Consider the following 16,112-nt stretch of genomic DNA (forward strand, 5'->3'; position numbering starts at 1 on the left):
CTCCCCGCGCGTGCGGGGATGGTCCCCCGGACCCTTTACAGGTCGTTCCCGGACCCTTGCGCTCCCCGCGCGTGCGGGGATGGTCCGGGGAGTGGATGCCCGCTGACCTGGACGGAAGGGCGCTCCCCGCGCGTGCGGGGATGGTTCTAGGCTGGACCGGATAGGAGGCTCCATGAAGAAGGAGTGGATCGACCCTCGGTACGCCGAGTTGGTGGCTGCCTGGCGACGCGCACAGCGGTCGACGGGCAACAACTCGCACCAACGACCGATCAAGGGCTTCATCGTTCCCCGGATGTAGCACCCAGCGGCCCCGGCCCATCTTCGGCCAGGGCCGCGGAAGTGGTCCCCGCGCGAGCGGGGGTGTTCCCGCTCATGAGGGACTACTGCCGGACGCGGCCAGGTCGGCCCCGCACGCGCGGGGATGGTCCGGCCATCTGGAACCGGACACCGCCCCGCCCGCGTAGTCATTCCCGTACGACGGCCCCGCCTCCCCGGCCGGCCCACCGGAGCGCCGGCCGTCCGTACCATCGCGGACGGGCAACTGCTTGGGGGGAACATGGGACACAGGAGAAGCGCCACAGGGCACAGCCGTCGGCTCACGCACCGGGCCGCCGTCGTCGGCGCGCTCGTCGGCGCGCTGCTCGTGACCGGGTGCTCCGGCGACAGCGACGGCAGCAGCAACAACAACAACAGCAACAGCAGCACAGGGGCCAAGGGCACCAAGCCCTCGTCGAGCGCACCCGGGGTCGCCGGCAGTGGGGCCGTGCTCGACGACAAGCAGGTCGCGGCCGTCCTGCCGCGGCAGGGCGATCTTCCCGGCTGGGAAGGCCACCAGGGGCACGACCCGACCGTCAACCTCCGCACCCAGGAGTGGCTGCCGGTGAGCTGCGTGAAGCGGAAGGACCCGATCTGCCCGGGCGCGCTCTTCGCGACCAGCACGATGTTCACCCGCCCGGACGCGGGGACCATCACCGTCACCGTGTACGCGTACGACAAGGTCTCGGCCGCCATGGGCGCCGCGGTGCCCATGCTGGACCAGTACGCCGCGGCGAACCTGCTTCCTGACAGCATCCACGACAGTCGGCTGCCCGCAGAGATCGGTGATTCCTCGCGCGCCAAACGCGGCACCAGCAAGCTGCGCTCCCAGGCCTCGGTCACCGTCAGCAGGGTCGGTACCACCCTGCTCATCGTCGAGACCGGCGGGCTCAATGCGAAGATCTACGTCGGGGCGGAGCTGGTGGCTCTCGGCAAGGTGATCGCCGAGCGGTCCCGTCAGGTGCAGAACGGCGAGACCCCCACCGCGAAGCTCAAGGACGGCGTTCTCGACTACCGGAAGCTCGGGGCCTCCTGACGTCCAGCGGCGCCCATTCCCGGGACGGCCGGGGAAACGGGCCCGTACCATGCCCGCTCATGGCGATGTCCGTACATCTGGCGTCCGCTACGGGACGCCCTGGCGCGGGCCGTGGGCCACTGGCCCTCGCCCGGGGTCGCCGGGCTGCTGGTCGGTCTCGCCGGCGATCCGGACCCGGGCGTACGGGAGACGGTGGAGTCCGTCCGCGCGGCACGGTAATCGGCCGACGCCCCCGAACGCCCCCTCCCGGCCGGCCCCCCGGTGCGCCATCCTGGTGGCATGAGTGAGCAGCCGTGCACCTCGTGTGGCGAGACGGGGCTGACCGAGCACGAGCGGCACACCGTCGAACCGGACGAACACGGCCACCACAGACCGGTGGTGCACCGGTGGACCGGGGCGTGCAGCCACTGTTCGGGATCCGGAACCAGCCACCAGCACCCGCAGTAAGGAGCGAAAGTGCGCACGTGGTACCTGTGCCTGGGCTGCGCGGCCCACTACCTGCCCCCCGAGTCGATGACGTACCCCGGTCGTCCCGGGCTCGTCGCGAGCCCGGTCCACTGCGGGCTGGGGCAGTGCCGGGCCGCCGCCCGGGAGATCGTCGCGCGGTCCGGGCTGCCCGCCGCGCTGTTCGAGGCGATGGCCCTCCGGGCGGCTCAGGCCGCGGACGCCGCGGGCGATCCGGCGCGCCCGGTCCGGCGCGCCCGCGGGCGGCGGTCTGCGTCCGGCCCGCGGTCGGCACGGACCAGACTCGGCTGAGGCAAGCCGGGACCTACCAGCCGATGTCCAGGTCCTCGGCCGTCATACCGGTGACCCGCTCCAGGGCCCTGATGTACCCGGCCCGAGGCGTCCTGCTCGTACCGGACTCCCAGCGTTCCACCAGCCGCCGGGAGGCCTTGTTCGGTTCCCCGAGTTCGTCGCCGGCCCGGCGGAGTGCGGCGGCGAAATCGTCCTGGCTCAGGCCCATGTCGATGCGGACGGCTCTCAGCACACGGTTCGGTGTCGGGGCGGTCGTCGTCATGACGCCACGATAGACCGACCGAACATATGGGCGATGCCGGAGCGGGCGAGGCCCTTCACCGCATCCGGGTCGCCCACTCCTGCACCTTTTTGATGCGCTCGCGGATCTGCCCCGCCGTCGCCTCCGCGCTCGGCGGGCCGCCGCACACCCGCCGCAGCTCGGTGTGGATCACGCCGTGCGGCTTCCCGCTCTGGTGGACGTACGCGCTCACCATCGTGTTGAGCTGTTTCCGCAGTTCCAGCAGCTCCTTGTGGGAGACTACCGGCCGCCGCTCGGCGGGCAGCTCCAGCAGGTCCGCCTCGTCGTCGGGCTTCTTGCGGCTGTGGGCGATCTGCCGCGCCTGCCGCTTCTGGAGCAGCATCTGCACCTGGTCCGGCTCCAGCAGGCCGGGGATGCCGAGGTAGTCCTGCTCCTCCTCGCTGCCCGGGTGCGCCTGCATCCCGAACTCGGCGCCGTTGTACATCACCCGGTCGAAGACGGCGTCCGATTCCAGCGCCTCGAACGGGAGCTGGTCCTGCTCTCCTGTGTCCTCGTCCTGCGCCTTGTTCGCCTCGTCCATCTCCTTCTCGGACTCGGCGTACGGATCCTCGTCGCCGTCCTTCTTCGGACGGTCGAGGACGTGGTCGCGCTCCACCTCCATCTCGTTGGCGAAGCCGAGGAGCATGGGGATGGTCGGCAGGAACACGGACGCGGTCTCGCCGCGCCTCCGCGACCGTACGAAACGGCCGACGGCCTGGGCGAAGAACAGCGGGGTCGAGATAGTGGTGGCGTACACGCCGACCGCCAGCCGCGGTACGTCGACGCCCTCCGACACCATCCGGACGGCGACCATCCACCGGTCGGTGCTCTCGCTGTACTCGTCGATCCGCTTGGAGGCGCCCGTGTCGTCGGAGAGGACGACCGTCGCCTTCGTCCCGGTGATCTCACGGATCAGCTTCGCGTACGCCCGCGCCGCGTCCTGGTCGGCGGCGATGACGAGCCCCCCGGCGTCCGGGATGGACTTGCGGACCTCGGTCAGCCGCTGGTCGGCGGCGCGCAGCACGTTCGGCATCCACTCGCCGCGCGGGTCGAGCGCGGTCCGCCAGGCCTGGGAGATCGCGTCCTTGGTCATCGGCTCGCCGAGCTTGGCGGCGACCTCGTCGCCCGCCTTCGTACGCCAGCGCATATTGCCGCTGTACGAGAGGAAGATGACCGGCCGGACGACGCCGTCGCCGAGGGCGTGCCCGTAGCCGTAGGTGTAGTCGGCGGCGGAGCGGCGGATTCCGTCGTTGCCCTCTTCGTAGGTGACGAAGGGGATGGGGTTGGTGTCGGACCGGAAGGGCGTACCGGTCAGGGCGAGCCGCCGGGTCGCCGGGTCGAAGGCCTCCAGACAGGCCTCGCCCCAGGATTTGGAGTCGCCCGCGTGGTGGATCTCGTCCAGGATGACCAGCGTCTTGCGCTGCTCGCAGCGGTTGCGGTGGAGCATGGGGCGGACTCCGACACCCGCGTAGGTCACGGCCACGCCGTGGTACTCCCGGCTCAGCGGACCGGCGCTGTAGTCCGGGTCGAGCTTGATCCCTATCCGCGCGGCCGCGGCCGCCCACTGCTTCTTCAGATGCTCGGTCGGCGCGACGACGGTGATCTGCTGGACCACGTGGTGGTGGAGCAGCCAGGACGCGAGGGTGAGCGCGAAGGTGGTCTTCCCCGCGCCGGGGGTGGCGACCGCGAGGAAGTCCCGCGGCTGCTCCTGTACGTACCGGTCCATCGCCCCCTGCTGCCAGGCTCGCAGCTTGCCCGCGGTGCCCCAGGGGGCGCGGCCGGGGAAGGCGGGGGAAAGGTGGTGGGAGTGGGAGGCGGTAGTAGTCACGGTCTCCGGTGCAGGGGCTCGGTGGGCGGCGGGCGGTCGGTCGCGTACCCCGGAATCCAGCGGTCCGGCACGGTCCCGGGCGGGCCCGTCCGGGCCCCCGGGGCTCGGTATGACAACCGGGCCACCCTACCGGTGCACCCGGACCGCCCCGGGCCGGACGAGGCCGGTGCGGTGCCGGGTGCGACCTACCTCACACGGGGCGGGCCGGGTTCCTGCGGACCGGTACGGGTCACCGGCCGATCAGCCGGACGGATGTGTCGTCGCCGGTCCACCGCGGCCAGGCGAATCCGTCGATGCCGGGCGATCCGTACCGGGCGAAGTGTGCCCAGCTCCGCCGCAGGATCCTGCCCCCGGCCTCGACGCCGGCCCAGTCGGTGCCGCCCAGTACCGGGCTGCCGGCCCAGGCCTCCTCCGTACCCAGCAGGAAGGGCAGCTCGACCCCGTGGACCGCGCCGAAGCCGCCTTCAGCCGGGGCCCAGCCGAACTCGTACAGGAACACCGCTCCCCCGGCGTCGAGGAGCTGCCGCCCGGTCCGGTGCGCCGGTTCGGTGAACAGCGTGCGGGTCAGCTCCGCGACGGCCTCCTCCGGCACCGGGGACGGGGCGCTGACGGCGAACGCCCTGCCCTCGTGGGAGGTGTAGCCGATGACGAGGTCCGGTACCGGCTCGGAGCGGAAGATCCGTTCGTACGCCGCGGGCTCCCCGAGCGGCTCCATCAGCGCGGGCCGGAAGGGCACCGCCCCCGTCCCCGCCGACGGATCGGCGTTCCACTGCGCGGTCCGGGCCTGGGCTTCGAGGATCCGCTCCACCGGGAGGGTCCTCGGATCGCCGCCCCCGGCCGCTTCGGCGAAGCGGGGCCCGGCGGCGAAGGCCTCCTCGCGGGTGGGGAGCGTCGCGAGGGTCGGCGCGCTCTGTGCGATCACCCGCCGGATGAGCCGCCGGCTGCGGGGGACGGACGCGAGCACCAGGGCCGAGCTCGCACCGGCGGACTGGCCGAAGACGGTGATGTTCGCCGGGTCGCCGCCGAACGCGGCGATGTTGTCGGACACCCATTCCAGCGCGAGGATCTGGTCGTACAGGCCGAGGTTGCCGTCACTGACCCCTTCGTGGGCCAGAAAGCCCAGCGCGCCCAGCCGGTAGTTGACCGACACCACGACGACGTCGCCGTCGGCGGCGAGCCGCCCGCCGTCGGACATGGGGAGGGTGCCGCCACCGGTGAGATAGCCGCCGCCGTGGACCCAGACCATCACCGGGCGGGTCCCGGTGAGATCCGGTGTGGTGATCGCCAGGTAGAGGCAGTCCTCGGAGTGCGGCGGCTCGTCCCGCTGCGGGCCGTAGACCGGTTCCAGGAGCGACGGGAGTTGCGGGCAGATCGGGCCGGGCCGGGTGGCGTCGACGGTGTCCCGGTGGCGGGCGGCCCGGACCGGCCGCGCGAACCGTTCGGCGGTTCCGTAGCGGATTCCGGGGAACCGCAGTAACCGGTCCGCTCCGCGGATGCCGGTGACGGGGCCGGACCCGGGGCGGGCGACGACCGGTCCGGGGCCGGGGCTCATCGGCCGGTCCCCCGGCCGGTCGCGGCGGACCGCGGCGCTTCGCGGGACCCGGCAGTCCGGTCCCGGGCCTGGCGGGGAGCTTTTCGGGACATGACCATCCTCCATAAGTGAACATTCGTTCAGTGTGTCTAGGCAGCGCTACCCGCCCGCCCGCGTTTCCACACCGACAGCGCCCACCCGGAAGCACCCCACGGCGGGCCCGGCCACCGGTCGCACCGGGATCCGGGCGGGCGGCGGCACCCGCCCGGCCGGTCCGGCCGCACCGGTTACAGTGCCTCGTGGCCGAGACGACACAGCGCGCACGCAATCCACGAGGGCAGGGCGACCGGCTCCGCCTGGAGATCCTGGAGGCGGCCGGGCGCCTGCTGTCCGAACTGGGCGGCGAGGAGGGGCTGACGATCCGCGGCGTCGCCCGCGCCGCGCGGATCTCGCCCGCCGCGATCTACCAGCACTTCGCCGATAAGCCCGCACTGGTCAGAGGCCTGATCGACGACGACTACGAGCAGATCTCGCGGGCCATGACCGCGGCCGACGAATCCTGCCCGCAGGACGCCGTGCTGGAACGGGTGCGGGCCCAGGTGCGGACCTACTGCCGGTTCGTGGTGGACCACCCCGGCCACTACCGCCTGATGATCAACCATCAGCCGCTGACGGCTCCCCGGACCGGGCCGATGATCGACCTGGTGTCCAGGGTGGCCACGGCGTTCGAGGGCTGCCAACGGGCCGGGGTACGGCTGCGGCTGCCCGCGCGGCGGGCCGCGGTCCTGGTCTTCACCGCGACCCACGGGCGGGTCGCGCTCTGGCACGCCGCCGGGGACCCGGTACCGGCCGAGGCCCTCCTCGACTTCGTCGACGAAGTGGTCTGGCTCGTCACGGAATGACCTGGGTCACATCCGGCCCGTACGCAACAGCGCACGCGGCCGGGCGGGGCTACTCTGCCCTCCATAACTGAACGAACGCTAAGTTACGCAGAGTTGCCGTACTCGTACGCCCTCTCCGCCTCACCCGTTCGAGTACGGCACCTTCGTGTACGGCGTCCCATCCCTCCCGTCACCTGGTAAGGACCTGTCGCCATGCAGTACATCCGGTTGGGCAAGAGCGGGCTGTCGATCTCCAAGGTCGTGCTGGGCTGTATGGGCTTCGGCGATCCGGCCCGCGGCATCCATCAGTGGGCCCTGGACATCGACGCGTCCCGGCCGTACTTCAAGCAGGCCGTCGAATCCGGGATCACGGCCTTCGACACCGCCAATATGTACGGGCTGGGCGCCGGCGAGGAGGTCACCGGCCGGTTGCTGCGCGAATTCGCGCAGCGGGACGAAGTGGTCATCGCCACCAAGGTGCACGCCAGGATGGGCCCCGGGCCGAAGGGCGGCGGCCTGTCCCGGGCGGCGATCCTCACCCAGGTCGACGAGAGCCTGCGCAGGCTGGGCACCGACTACATCGACCTCTACCAGATCCACCGGCTCGACCCGGAGGTCCCGGCCGAGGAGATCATGGAGGCGCTCCACGACGTGGTGAAGGCGGGCAAGGCCCGGTACATCGGCGCGTCGTCGATGTGGACATGGCAGTTCGCCAAGCTCCAGCACACCGCGGACCTGCACGGCTGGACCCGGTTCGTGTCCATGCAGAACCAGTACAACCTGCTCCAGCGCGAGGAGGAGCGGGAGATGCTGCCGTACTGCCTGGACCAGGGCATCGGCGTGATCCCCTGGAGCCCGCTGGCCCGCGGCCGACTGACCCGCGACCCGGAGGAGCAGACCCTGCGCAGCGACACGGACGGCTCCGGGACCATCCTCTACGGCGGGACCGCGGACGCCGACCGGGGGATCACCGACGCGGTCGCCGCGATCGCGGCGGAGCGCGGTGTCAGCCGCGCCCAGGTGGCGCTGGCCTGGGTGATGCAGCAGCCGGCCGTCACCGCGCCGGTCATCGGCACCACCAAGCCGCACCACCTCACCGACGCCGTCGCCGCGGTCGGGCTGAGGCTCGGCGCCGAGGAGCTGGCCCGGCTCGGGGAGCACTACACCGCGCGCCCCGCCTCGGGTTTCTGACCGGTCCCCCGCCCGGCGGGAGTGGGTTACGGCCGCAGGATCGTCAGTTCCAGTTCGGGATCGAAGCCCGAGTCCGCGGCGACCCGGCGGGCGAACTCGCGCACCCCCTCCAGCTGGCGTTCCCCGAAGGAGAAGTCCAGCGCCTCGGTGTAGTAGCGGCGCAGGGCCTCCTCGTCGAACGCCTCCCACCGGGCGGCCTGCTCGCACACCTTGTCGATCTCGGCCATGGAGAGGTCCCGGGACTCCAGGAAGGCCCGGTGGACCTCGCGCACGATGTGCGGATGCCGGGCCAGATAGTCCTTCCGGACGGCCCAGGCCGCGAAGACGAACGGCAGACCGGTCCACTCCCGCCACAACGCGCCCAGGTCGTACACCCGCAGGCCCAGCTCCTCGGCCTGATGGAGGTAGGCGCGGAGCGCGGCGTCGCCGATCACCACGGCGGCGTCCGCGTCCTGCATCATCACCGGCAGGTCCGGCGGGCAGGTGAAGTACTCCGGACGGACCCCCTCCCGCTCCTCCAGCAGCAGCCGGGCCAGGCGTACGGAGGAGCGCGAGGTGGACCCCAGGGCGACCCGGCGCCCGTCCAGCTCGCCCAGCGGCACCTGGCTGACGATCAGACAGGAGGTCACCGGCCCGTCGCTGCCCACGGCGATGTCCGGCAGCAGCACCAGATCACCGGCGTGCCTGAGGTACTCCATACAGGCGATCGGGCCGATGTCCAGGCTCCCGTCGACCAGCAGACTGCTCAGCCGGTCCGGGGTGTCCTTGGTCAGCTCCAGATCGAGCAGGGTGCCGGTACGGGCCAGGCCCCAGTAGAGCGGCAGACAGTTGAGGAACTGGATGTGCCCGACCCGGGGGCGCTTCCCCGGTACATGCGGGATGCGGGCTGCGCGAGGAATGTCCACGCCCGCAGGCTAACCTCCGGGCCCGGTGCGCCGGCCCCGGAGGAGGGGTGGGTCCGGTGAAGGCTCCCGTCAGGGGGCATCGTCGCCCCCGGGGCCGGTCAGCCGGGCGTCGACGTGGTGGGGGCAGGCGTAGAGCGTGCGGGTACGGCCCCCGGGGCCCATGACGTCCCGTATCGCCACGGGCGCGGCGGTGGCGCGCCCGCAGACGCAGCACACCTCGCGGCGGGGCGCCGGGGGCCCGGCGAGGAGTGCGAGGAGGGGCAGGTCGATGCCCTGGGGCGCGATGTAGAGGGTGCGGTGGCCGCGGTGCAGAAAGCGGGTCCGGAGCGGGCTGGCGGCCTGCCGCGCGAAGAAGGCCCGGGCCTGCGCCTGCGTCGGCCCGGCGAAGGGCCGGTCCCAGGGGCTCGCGGGCCGGTTCGGGGCACGCCGGGTGCGGGTGCCGTGCCGGGTGGCCCGGGCGCGCGGGACGCGGGCGGCGCGAAGGTGGGTGGCGGTGTGCCGGCCCGGCCCCGGGCGCCGGGCACCCGCGAGTCGGGCGGCGAGTCGGTTGACGAGTGCGCGCACGGTTGCGTCGGCTCCTCGGATGCGGGGGCCCCGGCCCGGGACGGGGACACCGGGCCGGAACCCGGTCTCAGGTCCGCCCGGCGGCAGGCGGCAGGGGGTTGTCACAGTCGGGGTGCGCGTAGAGCGCGGGCCGGGCGCCGGAGGCGGAGAACCCGTCGAAGACCTCGTTCTCCTCGGTGGCCTCGACGGGCCGCCCGCAGCGGGTGCACCAGTCCATGCGGTACGGGGTGCTCATGGCGCCCCCCGACCGGCGATGCGCAGCAGCGCCTCCGCGACCCGGAGCGTCTTGTCCGCGGCCCGGCGCAGCCCGTCGGCGTGCTCGGGGCACCCGTACACGGGACGGTCGGAACCGGACGCGGTGGGCACGGACGCAACCTGCTGGACGCCGTTCTCGGTGCCGCAGCTCCAGCACCTCGGTCCAGGCGTCAACGAAACCGGCCGGGCACCGGGTGAACTGCGCATGGGCACCTCCAGAAGGGGGATGTAAGGGGGGTGGACGAGGTACGCCCGGTCCGGCCTGGTGTCCGATCACAGGCGGAGCCGCCGATCCGGCCGCTGATGGAAGTGAAGCCCTTCTGCGTACGGCCGTGGACCTGCCCGACGGTCTGCCAGGCTTCTGCCAACCAGGCAGATTGACGGGGGGAACGAGTGATGCATGAGGGTCGACCGTCACTCATCGGAAGCGCCATCAAATCGGCCCGGGGGCAACGGGGCTGGACTCAGCGCCAGTTGGCCGATCGCCTCAATGAGCTGCGCGGATACGAGTACGGCGGCTGCACGGCCAACGATGTCTACCGCTGGGAGACCGGACGGCGCTCACCGCGCGACTGGTTATCTGCCCTCGCGACCGTTCTCGAACTGGAGATCGCATCGTCGGTGCCGTGCTCCACACTGGCCGCAGAGGCACTGGAGGAGAAGGAGACGGATGTGGACCGCAGAGAACTCATCAGTGCCGGAGCGGGCGTCTTCGCGGGTGCGATGGTCCCGGGAGAGGCCTCGGCCCAGGAGGGCCGCCGGGTCGGGCAGGCCGATGTCGAGCGGCTCCGGCTCGCACTCGCGGATCTCCGGAGGCTCGACGACTACTCGGGCGGCGGAGTGACCTACCCGCTGGCGGTAAGGACGGCCCGGCAAACCGAGAACGTCCTCAGCAGGGCCGTCTACACGGACGAGGTGGGGCGGCGGATGCTGGAGGTGCTCGCCGAAACGCACCAGCTCACCTCCTGGGTGGCCTTCGACTCGGGCAGGCTCGGCGAGGCCAAACGACTGGCCCAGCGGGCATCGACGGCAGCCCACCAGGCAGGCAACCGGATCCTCGCGGCTTCCGCGCTCTCGGAGCTGTCGTATCTGACGGCATCGGGGCCGCAGCCGCGCGAGGCCGTTCAGATGGCCCGCGCGTCCCTCGCACTCGCGCCGCAGGACGCCCTGCCCTCCGCCCGGGTCCTCCTCGCTGATCGGCTGGCCTGGGCCTGCGCCCGTACCGGCGACGCGCAGGGGGTGGACCGGGCACTGGGGTTGTCGGAAGACTTCCACGACCGCCGCGACTCCAGTACGGAACCCGAGCCCGACTGGGTGTATTGGATCAACCGGGACGAGTCGCGGATCATGGCAGGCCGCTGCTGGGCCGAGCTGCGCGAGCACCGGCGTGCCGTGCCCGTCCTCGAAGGCATCGACATGCCGTACGACGAGACCCACTCCCGCGAGGTCGCCCTCTTCGCCTGCTGGCTGGCGGGCTCGTACATCGACGCAGGTGACCTCGACCGCGCGGTCGCCTCGGCCGGACGGGCCGTCGCACTCGTCAAGGGCACCGACTCACCGCGGACCGACAACTGGGTCAACGGGGTCCTCGACCGCCTCACACCCCATCGGCACCTGCCCACTGTGCACGATCTGCTGGCAGACTGGAACGCCTGATCCGGTAGAGCGCCACGGCACGTCCCTGACGTAGGAGAAGGTGGCGGCTCGCCCATGGGATTGGGCGGCCTCCACCCTGTAGGTCATGCGGCTGCCCCTGCGCAGAGCCCGACGCACGTCAACTGTCCGCGGTCTCCTCCGCCACCCACCGCAGATACGCCTCCGAGCCCCCGTCCACCGGCAGCACATTCCACTGCGGTACTTCGTACGCGTGCACCGACGCCACCCACTCCGCCAGCGCGGGCAGCCGGTCACGAGTCGTCTTGTACGAGATCCGCCACTCCCTCTCGACCTGAATCTCGTTCTTCCAGTGGTAAATCGCCTTGTGCGGTGGGTCGATATGCGCACCGGCCGCGAGCCGGGCCTCCACCGCGCCCCGCGCCAGCGCCTCTGCCTTGCCCTCGTCGTCGATGGTGGTCTGCGCGACCACGATGTCCGTCGGCACGTCCGCTCCCTCCTCCGTCAGGGACAACGACCCTACCCAGACCGAGAACGTTGTTGCGCAGAAAACGAGTTGACCCACCGGGCGTTCGGCGCACCCGCGCTACCGTCCCAGTGATGACCTCGACGCAGCACGCCCAGGAGAAAGCCGTCCGCGACGTCTGCCGCCGTGCCGGGCTGTCCACCGCCGGGCTGCGGGCGATCCGGCGGCACGCCACCGGGGTCTATCTACTGCCCTCTGAGGGCGCGGTGGCACGAGTGCGCCCGGTGGACGAGTCGACGGCCGCCCTCAAGCTCTCCGAACTGCTGCGGTGGCTGATCGGCCTGGGCTATCCGGCGGTCGAACCGCTGACCGAACCGCTGACGGAGCCTCCGTACGTGGTGACTCTGTGGTCCCACTATCCGCAGCCGACCACGCCACCGCCCGCCGGAGCACTCGGCGCACTGCTCCGGGAGCTGCACCACCTCCCCGAACCGCCGGTCGCCCTGCCGCCGTACCAGCCGCTCACTTCCCTGACCGCGAGTGTGAAGCGCAGCCGCACCCTGGACACCGACGAGTGCGCGTGGCTCATCGAGATGACCGACAAGCTGGTGTACGAATACCGGCGGCTCGACTTCCCGCTGGGGCATGGCCTCGTCCACGGCGACGCCTACCCCGGAAACACCCTGTGGGACGGCAAGCAGGTGCGGCTGGGCGACTGGGACGAAGTCGCCGTCGGACCCCGTGAACTCGACCTCGCCAACACCTTTCAGGGTGTCCGGTACGGACGTACGCCCCAGGAGATCCGGTCCTTCACCGATGCCTACGGCCACGATCCCTCGCCCTGGCCGGGCCTGCGGACTCTGGTAACCATGCGCGACCTGCACACCCTCGGCTCATTCATCCAGCGCGCCGACACGGGCGACCGGACCGCTGCCGCCGAACTCAGGCACCGGCTCGACACCCTGAGGTCGGGCCGTCACGATGCCCGGTGGGGCCGACACTGATCCGCTATCCGTCCAGGTGGAACCGGTTCGACATGCGGCGGAGCTTCTCGCGGGTCGTCGTGCGCTCGGCGCAGACCAGGCTGCGGAGCGTCGCGCGGGCGACGGGGTGGTTGCGTACCAGCTGCGGTGCGAGGTGTTCGGCGGTCTCCAGTTCCGCGAGGGCCTTGTCCCGGCTGCCGTCCCAGAGCCATGCGCGGGCCAGGTCCATGTGGTGGTGGCCGCGGCGGGAGTTGGGGAGGGCGGCGACGAGGGCGGGGTCGGTGGTGCGGTTGGCGGCCAGGGCCGTGGCGTGTTCGCCGAGTTCCAGGGCCACGCTGATGGCGTGGATCTCGACGTTGCCCGCCGAGAAGGTGAGGGAGTGCCGGTCGTACGCCGGGGGGCCGGTGCGGTCGCCCAGTCGGCCGGCCGCGGTCCGGGCGTGCTCGATGCGCTCCAGTGCTTCCGCCGCTCTGCCGCCGCGTGCCGCGGAGACCGCCGCCCTCAGATGCAGTGTCCCCCAGGCGCGTACGGCCGGTTCGTCGCCTCGTTCGTACCCCTGCCGGATGCTTTCCAGGGCCCGGTCCGACAGGGCGACGGCGTCGTCCCAGTCGGCGGTGGCCCACATGTCCCACACCCGCATCCAGTCCGCCACGGCGGGCAGGACGGAGTCTCCGGAGAGCCGGGCCGACCACGCCGCCCGTTCACAGGCCATCGCGATCAGTTCGGGGTGGCCCAGCGCATGCGCAGCGGTGTGGGCAAACTTGCAGCAGACCGCGTAGATCGCGTACGCCTCCTGCCGTTCGTGCCCGGTGGAGACCTCCGCGAGCGCCCGCGCCTCCCGGAACAGGTCGGGGAGGACGCGGAGGATCGCCGTGTTCGCCGCCGAGTCCCGCAGCCGGTGGAGCCGTTCCGTCTGCCGCCAGAGTTCGCGGGACGGGCGGGGTGTTCCGTCGAAGACCGGGGTCAGGTCGTAGCGCCGCAGTTCACGCAGGATGGCGGAGGCCGCGATCTGCCACTGGTTCTCCTCAGGCGAGCTGTTGTAGGGCCGTCCGATCAGATCGTTCGGATGGATGTGGAGTTCGGCGGCGACCTCGTTGAGGAGTCCGACCCGGTCGAGTTCGATCAGTCCGCGCTCGACCTTGGACACCCAGCCCTGGGTCCGCCCGAGTGCGGCGGCGAGATCCGCCTGCGGCATCCCCAGCCGCAGCCGCGCCCGCCGCACCCGGCGGCCGATCTCCTCAGGCTCTTCCAGCATGCTCGGGCTCCATCCGCTCGGACGCTTTCCAGCACCGTACTCAGCGGGACGGACGGGCGTCCTGCGGACGGAGGGAGAGCAGACGGAATCCGAACGGCTGCGGGCCGTACCCGACCGGTACGGGCCTTCGCATGGGCGTCTCAGACGTCCGCGGTCTCCTCCGCCACCCACCGCAGATACGCCTCCGAGCCCCCGTCCACCGGCAGCACGATCCACTCCGGGACCTCGTACGCGTGCGCCGACGCCACCCACTCCGCCAGTGCGGGCAGCCGGTCGCGGGGCGTCTTGTACGAGATCCGCCACTCCCGCTCGGCCTGGACGGCGCCCTGCCAGCGGTAGACCGCCTTCAGCGGCGGGTCGATATGGGCGCAGGCCGCGAGACGGGCCTCCACCGCGCCCCGCGCCAGGGCCTCCGCCCTGCCCTCGTCGTCGATGGTGGTCTGTGCGATCACGATGTCCGCCGGCACATCCGCTCCCTCTGTCTCGGTACGGGGGCCCGACCCTATCGGGGGCCGCTCACACCGTCTCGGGCGCCGAGGGCTTGAGGCGCGTCGTCACCCAGGCGCCGAGGATCGCCACCACCGCCATCGGGATGAAGACCACCGCGAACGCCGCCGGGTGGGAGCCGCCGGAGGACGAGGCCGCCGCGGCCCCGTGGTGGCCCACCGCGCCGCCGCCCAGGGCCGCGAACGCCGCGCCGCCCGCCGCCAGCAGCATGATGTTGGAGAGGCCGTCGGAGATCTGGAGCGCCGCCGAATTGGCCCCGGCCTCCTCGGGCGCGGACAGCTTCAGCAGCATCACAGCCGTCGACGCGATCACCATGCCCATGCCGAAGCAGCCGAGTGCCCAGGTGACGGCCAGCGTCCAGACCGGGACGGCGTCGATGAGTACGGTCGGGGCCGCGGCGATCGCCAGACCGCACAGCACCATGCCCGCGGCCATCAGCTTCTCGCGGTACGGCTCCATCCACGGGCGCGACTGGAGGAACGAGCCCGCCGCCCAGGTCAGCCCGCCCGCCGCCAGCGAGAAGCCGGCCATCGTCGGGGAGAGACCGCGCTGGGTCACCAGCATCAGCGGGATGAACGATTCGGCGGCGATGAACGAACCCGCCGCCACACCCCGCAGCAGCACCACCGACGGCAGTCCGCGGGCCGCCCGGTACGTGCCCTTCGGCAGCAGGCCCAGGACCGCGGGCACCAGCAGGGCCGCACCGGCGGCCGCCGGGATCAGCGACAGCCAGACCAGGTCCTGCGCCGAGTACTGGAGCAGCCCCGCGCCGACGGAGATGGCCAGTGCCAGCCGGATCCGGCGGCGGTCGAACGGCGGCCGGGGCGCCGACGGGTCCGCCGGGCCCGACGTCATCCGCCGGATCGCGGGCAGCGCCAGCGCCAGCGGGAAGACCACGAGCGCCGGAATGCCGAGGAACACCCAGCGCCAGCCGAGCTGCTCCGTCACCGTCCCCGAGGCCAGCGGGCCCACGATCGACGGAATGATCCAGCTCGCCGCGAACGCCGCGAGGATCTTCGGCCGCAGATGCTCCGGGTACGCCCGCCCGATGACCACGTACAGCGCGACGATCACCAGACCGCCGCCCAGCCCCTGCACCGCCCGGCCCAGAATGAACAGCCACATCGCCGTCGCCGTCCCCGACAGCACCAGACCGACGGCGAAGGCCGCGATCCCGGTGGCCAGCGGACGCAGCGGACCGTCCCGGTCCGCCCACTGCCCGGCCACCACCATGCCCAGCAGGCTGGTCGTGAAGTACGACGAGAACGCGAACGCGTACACCTCGACGCCGTTCAGCTCCCGGGCCGCGACCGGCATCGCCGTGCCGACCGCCGTCGCCTCGAAGGCGATCAGCAGCACCACCGCGATGATCCCGATACTGAGCGCCCGGTAGGTACGGCTGAGCACCCCGGCCTCCGGTCCCAGGGCGTCCGGCCCGGTGTCCACGGCGAGGGGACGCTCCAGGGCGGGGGATACGACAGGTCCGGGGGGCTGCTGGGTGACCTCCGGGCCACGGGGTTCGAGGGCGCTCATCAGCCCAGGGTAAGTGGCATGGCCAACGATAAAACCTGTCGCAGGGCGGGGATCGGCTTCATCCCTTGGACCTACGTCCGCGAGCGGAGTCTGTGAACGGAGCATGGCGGTCGTGTTGCGGGGCCCCCGATTCCCTTGGTCCACAAGGCGGATGGGGCCTACGGTCGTGACCAGAGGGAAGGCCCGGCCGGGTGGAGCACAGGGGAAGCCCG

Annotated in this window: 19 protein-coding genes and 1 CRISPR repeat array (1 of these 20 running past the window's edge); of the genes, 8 read left to right on the plus strand and 11 right to left on the minus strand. The window is 72.0% G+C overall.

What is annotated here, in order from left to right:
* Window positions 1–147: a CRISPR direct-repeat array (repeat unit 28 nt; unit sequence GCGCTCCCCGCGCGTGCGGGGATGGTCC) (it extends 248 nt beyond the left edge of the window).
* A 25-nt stretch (window positions 148–172) separates the two neighbouring features.
* The 4 genes from ACIQ9E_RS16140 (at window position 173) to ACIQ9E_RS16155 (ending at window position 2,107) form a co-directional block, all read left to right on the plus strand.
* A complete protein-coding gene (locus ACIQ9E_RS16140; RefSeq protein WP_403707271.1) occupies window positions 173–298 on the plus strand; it encodes a hypothetical protein in 126 nt (41 codons plus the stop codon).
* 258 nt (window positions 299–556) lie between these two features.
* A complete protein-coding gene (locus tag ACIQ9E_RS16145; protein ID WP_403707273.1) occupies window positions 557–1,351 on the plus strand; it encodes a hypothetical protein in 795 nt (264 codons plus the stop codon).
* 279 nt (window positions 1,352–1,630) lie between these two features.
* Window positions 1,631–1,798, plus strand: a complete 168-nt coding sequence (locus ACIQ9E_RS16150; RefSeq protein WP_403707275.1) for a hypothetical protein — start codon at window positions 1,631–1,633, stop codon at window positions 1,796–1,798.
* A gap of 9 nt (window positions 1,799–1,807) precedes the next feature.
* Window positions 1,808–2,107, plus strand: coding sequence for a hypothetical protein (locus tag ACIQ9E_RS16155; RefSeq protein WP_403707277.1), 300 nt, complete (start codon window positions 1,808–1,810; stop codon window positions 2,105–2,107).
* 13 nt (window positions 2,108–2,120) lie between these two features.
* Here ACIQ9E_RS16155 and ACIQ9E_RS16160 read toward each other — a convergent pair whose 3' ends face one another.
* The 3 genes from ACIQ9E_RS16160 to ACIQ9E_RS16170 all read right to left on the minus strand — a co-directional run bounded on the left by ACIQ9E_RS16160 (window position 2,121) and on the right by ACIQ9E_RS16170 (window position 5,767).
* Window positions 2,121–2,369 (minus strand): helix-turn-helix domain-containing protein, encoded by a 249-nt coding sequence (locus ACIQ9E_RS16160; RefSeq protein ID WP_403707279.1) that lies wholly within the window; start codon window positions 2,367–2,369, stop codon window positions 2,121–2,123.
* 55 nt (window positions 2,370–2,424) lie between these two features.
* Window positions 2,425–4,215 (minus strand): DEAD/DEAH box helicase, encoded by a 1,791-nt coding sequence (locus ACIQ9E_RS16165; RefSeq protein ID WP_366260759.1) that lies wholly within the window; start codon window positions 4,213–4,215, stop codon window positions 2,425–2,427.
* Between the two features lie 229 nt (window positions 4,216–4,444).
* On the minus strand, window positions 4,445–5,767 hold the full coding sequence (locus ACIQ9E_RS16170; protein WP_403707281.1) for a carboxylesterase family protein: 1,323 nt from the start codon (window positions 5,765–5,767) through the stop codon (window positions 4,445–4,447).
* Between the two features lie 278 nt (window positions 5,768–6,045).
* Between ACIQ9E_RS16170 and ACIQ9E_RS16175 the strand changes: the two genes are divergently transcribed.
* Both ACIQ9E_RS16175 and ACIQ9E_RS16180 read left to right on the plus strand, forming a co-directional pair.
* Window positions 6,046–6,648: a TetR/AcrR family transcriptional regulator gene (locus ACIQ9E_RS16175; protein ID WP_403707283.1), complete on the plus strand. Its 603-nt coding sequence runs from the start codon at window positions 6,046–6,048 to the stop codon at window positions 6,646–6,648.
* Between the two features lie 192 nt (window positions 6,649–6,840).
* Entirely contained in the window at window positions 6,841–7,818 is a 978-nt protein-coding gene (locus tag ACIQ9E_RS16180) for an aldo/keto reductase (protein ID WP_403707285.1), read from the plus strand.
* Window positions 7,819–7,844: 26 nt separating this feature from the next.
* On the opposite strand, the gene ACIQ9E_RS16185 is transcribed toward ACIQ9E_RS16180, so the two are convergent.
* From ACIQ9E_RS16185 to ACIQ9E_RS16200, 4 genes are all read right to left on the minus strand, one after another.
* On the minus strand, window positions 7,845–8,723 hold the full coding sequence (locus ACIQ9E_RS16185) for a menaquinone biosynthesis protein (RefSeq protein ID WP_366260763.1): 879 nt from the start codon (window positions 8,721–8,723) through the stop codon (window positions 7,845–7,847).
* 69 nt (window positions 8,724–8,792) lie between these two features.
* A complete protein-coding gene (locus ACIQ9E_RS16190) occupies window positions 8,793–9,287 on the minus strand; it encodes a hypothetical protein (RefSeq protein ID WP_403707287.1) in 495 nt (164 codons plus the stop codon).
* A gap of 67 nt (window positions 9,288–9,354) precedes the next feature.
* Window positions 9,355–9,522, minus strand: a complete 168-nt coding sequence (locus ACIQ9E_RS16195) for a hypothetical protein (RefSeq protein WP_403707289.1) — start codon at window positions 9,520–9,522, stop codon at window positions 9,355–9,357.
* Window positions 9,519–9,653 (minus strand): hypothetical protein, encoded by a 135-nt coding sequence (locus ACIQ9E_RS16200; protein ID WP_403707291.1) that lies wholly within the window; start codon window positions 9,651–9,653, stop codon window positions 9,519–9,521. Before ACIQ9E_RS16200 ends, ACIQ9E_RS16195 begins: the two co-directional genes overlap by 4 nt.
* A gap of 285 nt (window positions 9,654–9,938) precedes the next feature.
* Here ACIQ9E_RS16200 and ACIQ9E_RS16205 point away from each other — a divergent pair, with 285 nt between their 5' ends.
* Window positions 9,939–11,198, plus strand: a complete 1,260-nt coding sequence (locus tag ACIQ9E_RS16205) for a helix-turn-helix domain-containing protein (RefSeq protein ID WP_403707293.1) — start codon at window positions 9,939–9,941, stop codon at window positions 11,196–11,198.
* A 118-nt stretch (window positions 11,199–11,316) separates the two neighbouring features.
* Here ACIQ9E_RS16205 and cutA (ACIQ9E_RS16210) read toward each other — a convergent pair whose 3' ends face one another.
* Complete coding sequence (gene cutA / locus ACIQ9E_RS16210; RefSeq protein ID WP_403707295.1) at window positions 11,317–11,643, minus strand: divalent-cation tolerance protein CutA; 327 nt, start codon at window positions 11,641–11,643, stop codon at window positions 11,317–11,319.
* Between the two features lie 113 nt (window positions 11,644–11,756).
* On the opposite strand from cutA (ACIQ9E_RS16210), the gene ACIQ9E_RS16215 reads away from it, so the two are divergent.
* Complete coding sequence (locus ACIQ9E_RS16215) at window positions 11,757–12,626, plus strand: phosphotransferase family protein (protein ID WP_403707297.1); 870 nt, start codon at window positions 11,757–11,759, stop codon at window positions 12,624–12,626.
* Between the two features lie 4 nt (window positions 12,627–12,630).
* Here ACIQ9E_RS16215 and ACIQ9E_RS16220 read toward each other — a convergent pair whose 3' ends face one another.
* From ACIQ9E_RS16220 to ACIQ9E_RS16230, 3 genes are all read right to left on the minus strand, one after another.
* Entirely contained in the window at window positions 12,631–13,860 is a 1,230-nt protein-coding gene (locus ACIQ9E_RS16220) for a helix-turn-helix domain-containing protein (RefSeq protein WP_403707299.1), read from the minus strand.
* A 140-nt stretch (window positions 13,861–14,000) separates the two neighbouring features.
* The gene (gene cutA, locus ACIQ9E_RS16225) at window positions 14,001–14,327 is read right to left on the minus strand and encodes a divalent-cation tolerance protein CutA (RefSeq protein WP_403707301.1); all 327 of its coding nucleotides are present in this window, start codon (window positions 14,325–14,327) and stop codon (window positions 14,001–14,003) included.
* A 49-nt stretch (window positions 14,328–14,376) separates the two neighbouring features.
* Window positions 14,377–15,900: an MFS transporter gene (locus ACIQ9E_RS16230; protein ID WP_403707303.1), complete on the minus strand. Its 1,524-nt coding sequence runs from the start codon at window positions 15,898–15,900 to the stop codon at window positions 14,377–14,379.
* Window positions 15,901–16,112 lie beyond the last annotated feature (212 nt).

The organism is Streptomyces sp. NPDC094448, assembly GCF_044763775.1.
Lineage (GTDB): Bacteria > Actinomycetota > Actinomycetes > Streptomycetales > Streptomycetaceae > Streptomyces.

What these genes read in the sequence shown, in the direction of transcription:
- ACIQ9E_RS16140 (WP_403707271.1), top strand. Translation starts at nt 173, where the DNA reads ATGAAGAAGGAGTGGATCGACCCTCGGTACGCCGAGTTGGTGGCTGCC.
- ACIQ9E_RS16145 (WP_403707273.1), top strand. Translation starts at nt 557, where the DNA reads ATGGGACACAGGAGAAGCGCCACAGGGCACAGCCGTCGGCTCACGCAC.
- ACIQ9E_RS16150 (WP_403707275.1), top strand. Translation starts at nt 1,631, where the DNA reads ATGAGTGAGCAGCCGTGCACCTCGTGTGGCGAGACGGGGCTGACCGAG.
- ACIQ9E_RS16160 (WP_403707279.1), bottom strand. Translation starts at nt 2,369, where the DNA reads ATGACGACGACCGCCCCGACACCGAACCGTGTGCTGAGAGCCGTCCGC.
- ACIQ9E_RS16170 (WP_403707281.1), bottom strand. Translation starts at nt 5,767, where the DNA reads ATGAGCCCCGGCCCCGGACCGGTCGTCGCCCGCCCCGGGTCCGGCCCC.
- ACIQ9E_RS16180 (WP_403707285.1), top strand. Translation starts at nt 6,841, where the DNA reads ATGCAGTACATCCGGTTGGGCAAGAGCGGGCTGTCGATCTCCAAGGTC.
- ACIQ9E_RS16195 (WP_403707289.1), bottom strand. Translation starts at nt 9,522, where the DNA reads ATGAGCACCCCGTACCGCATGGACTGGTGCACCCGCTGCGGGCGGCCC.
- ACIQ9E_RS16205 (WP_403707293.1), top strand. Translation starts at nt 9,939, where the DNA reads ATGCATGAGGGTCGACCGTCACTCATCGGAAGCGCCATCAAATCGGCC.
- ACIQ9E_RS16215 (WP_403707297.1), top strand. Translation starts at nt 11,757, where the DNA reads ATGACCTCGACGCAGCACGCCCAGGAGAAAGCCGTCCGCGACGTCTGC.
- ACIQ9E_RS16220 (WP_403707299.1), bottom strand. Translation starts at nt 13,860, where the DNA reads ATGCTGGAAGAGCCTGAGGAGATCGGCCGCCGGGTGCGGCGGGCGCGG.
- ACIQ9E_RS16230 (WP_403707303.1), bottom strand. Translation starts at nt 15,900, where the DNA reads ATGAGCGCCCTCGAACCCCGTGGCCCGGAGGTCACCCAGCAGCCCCCC.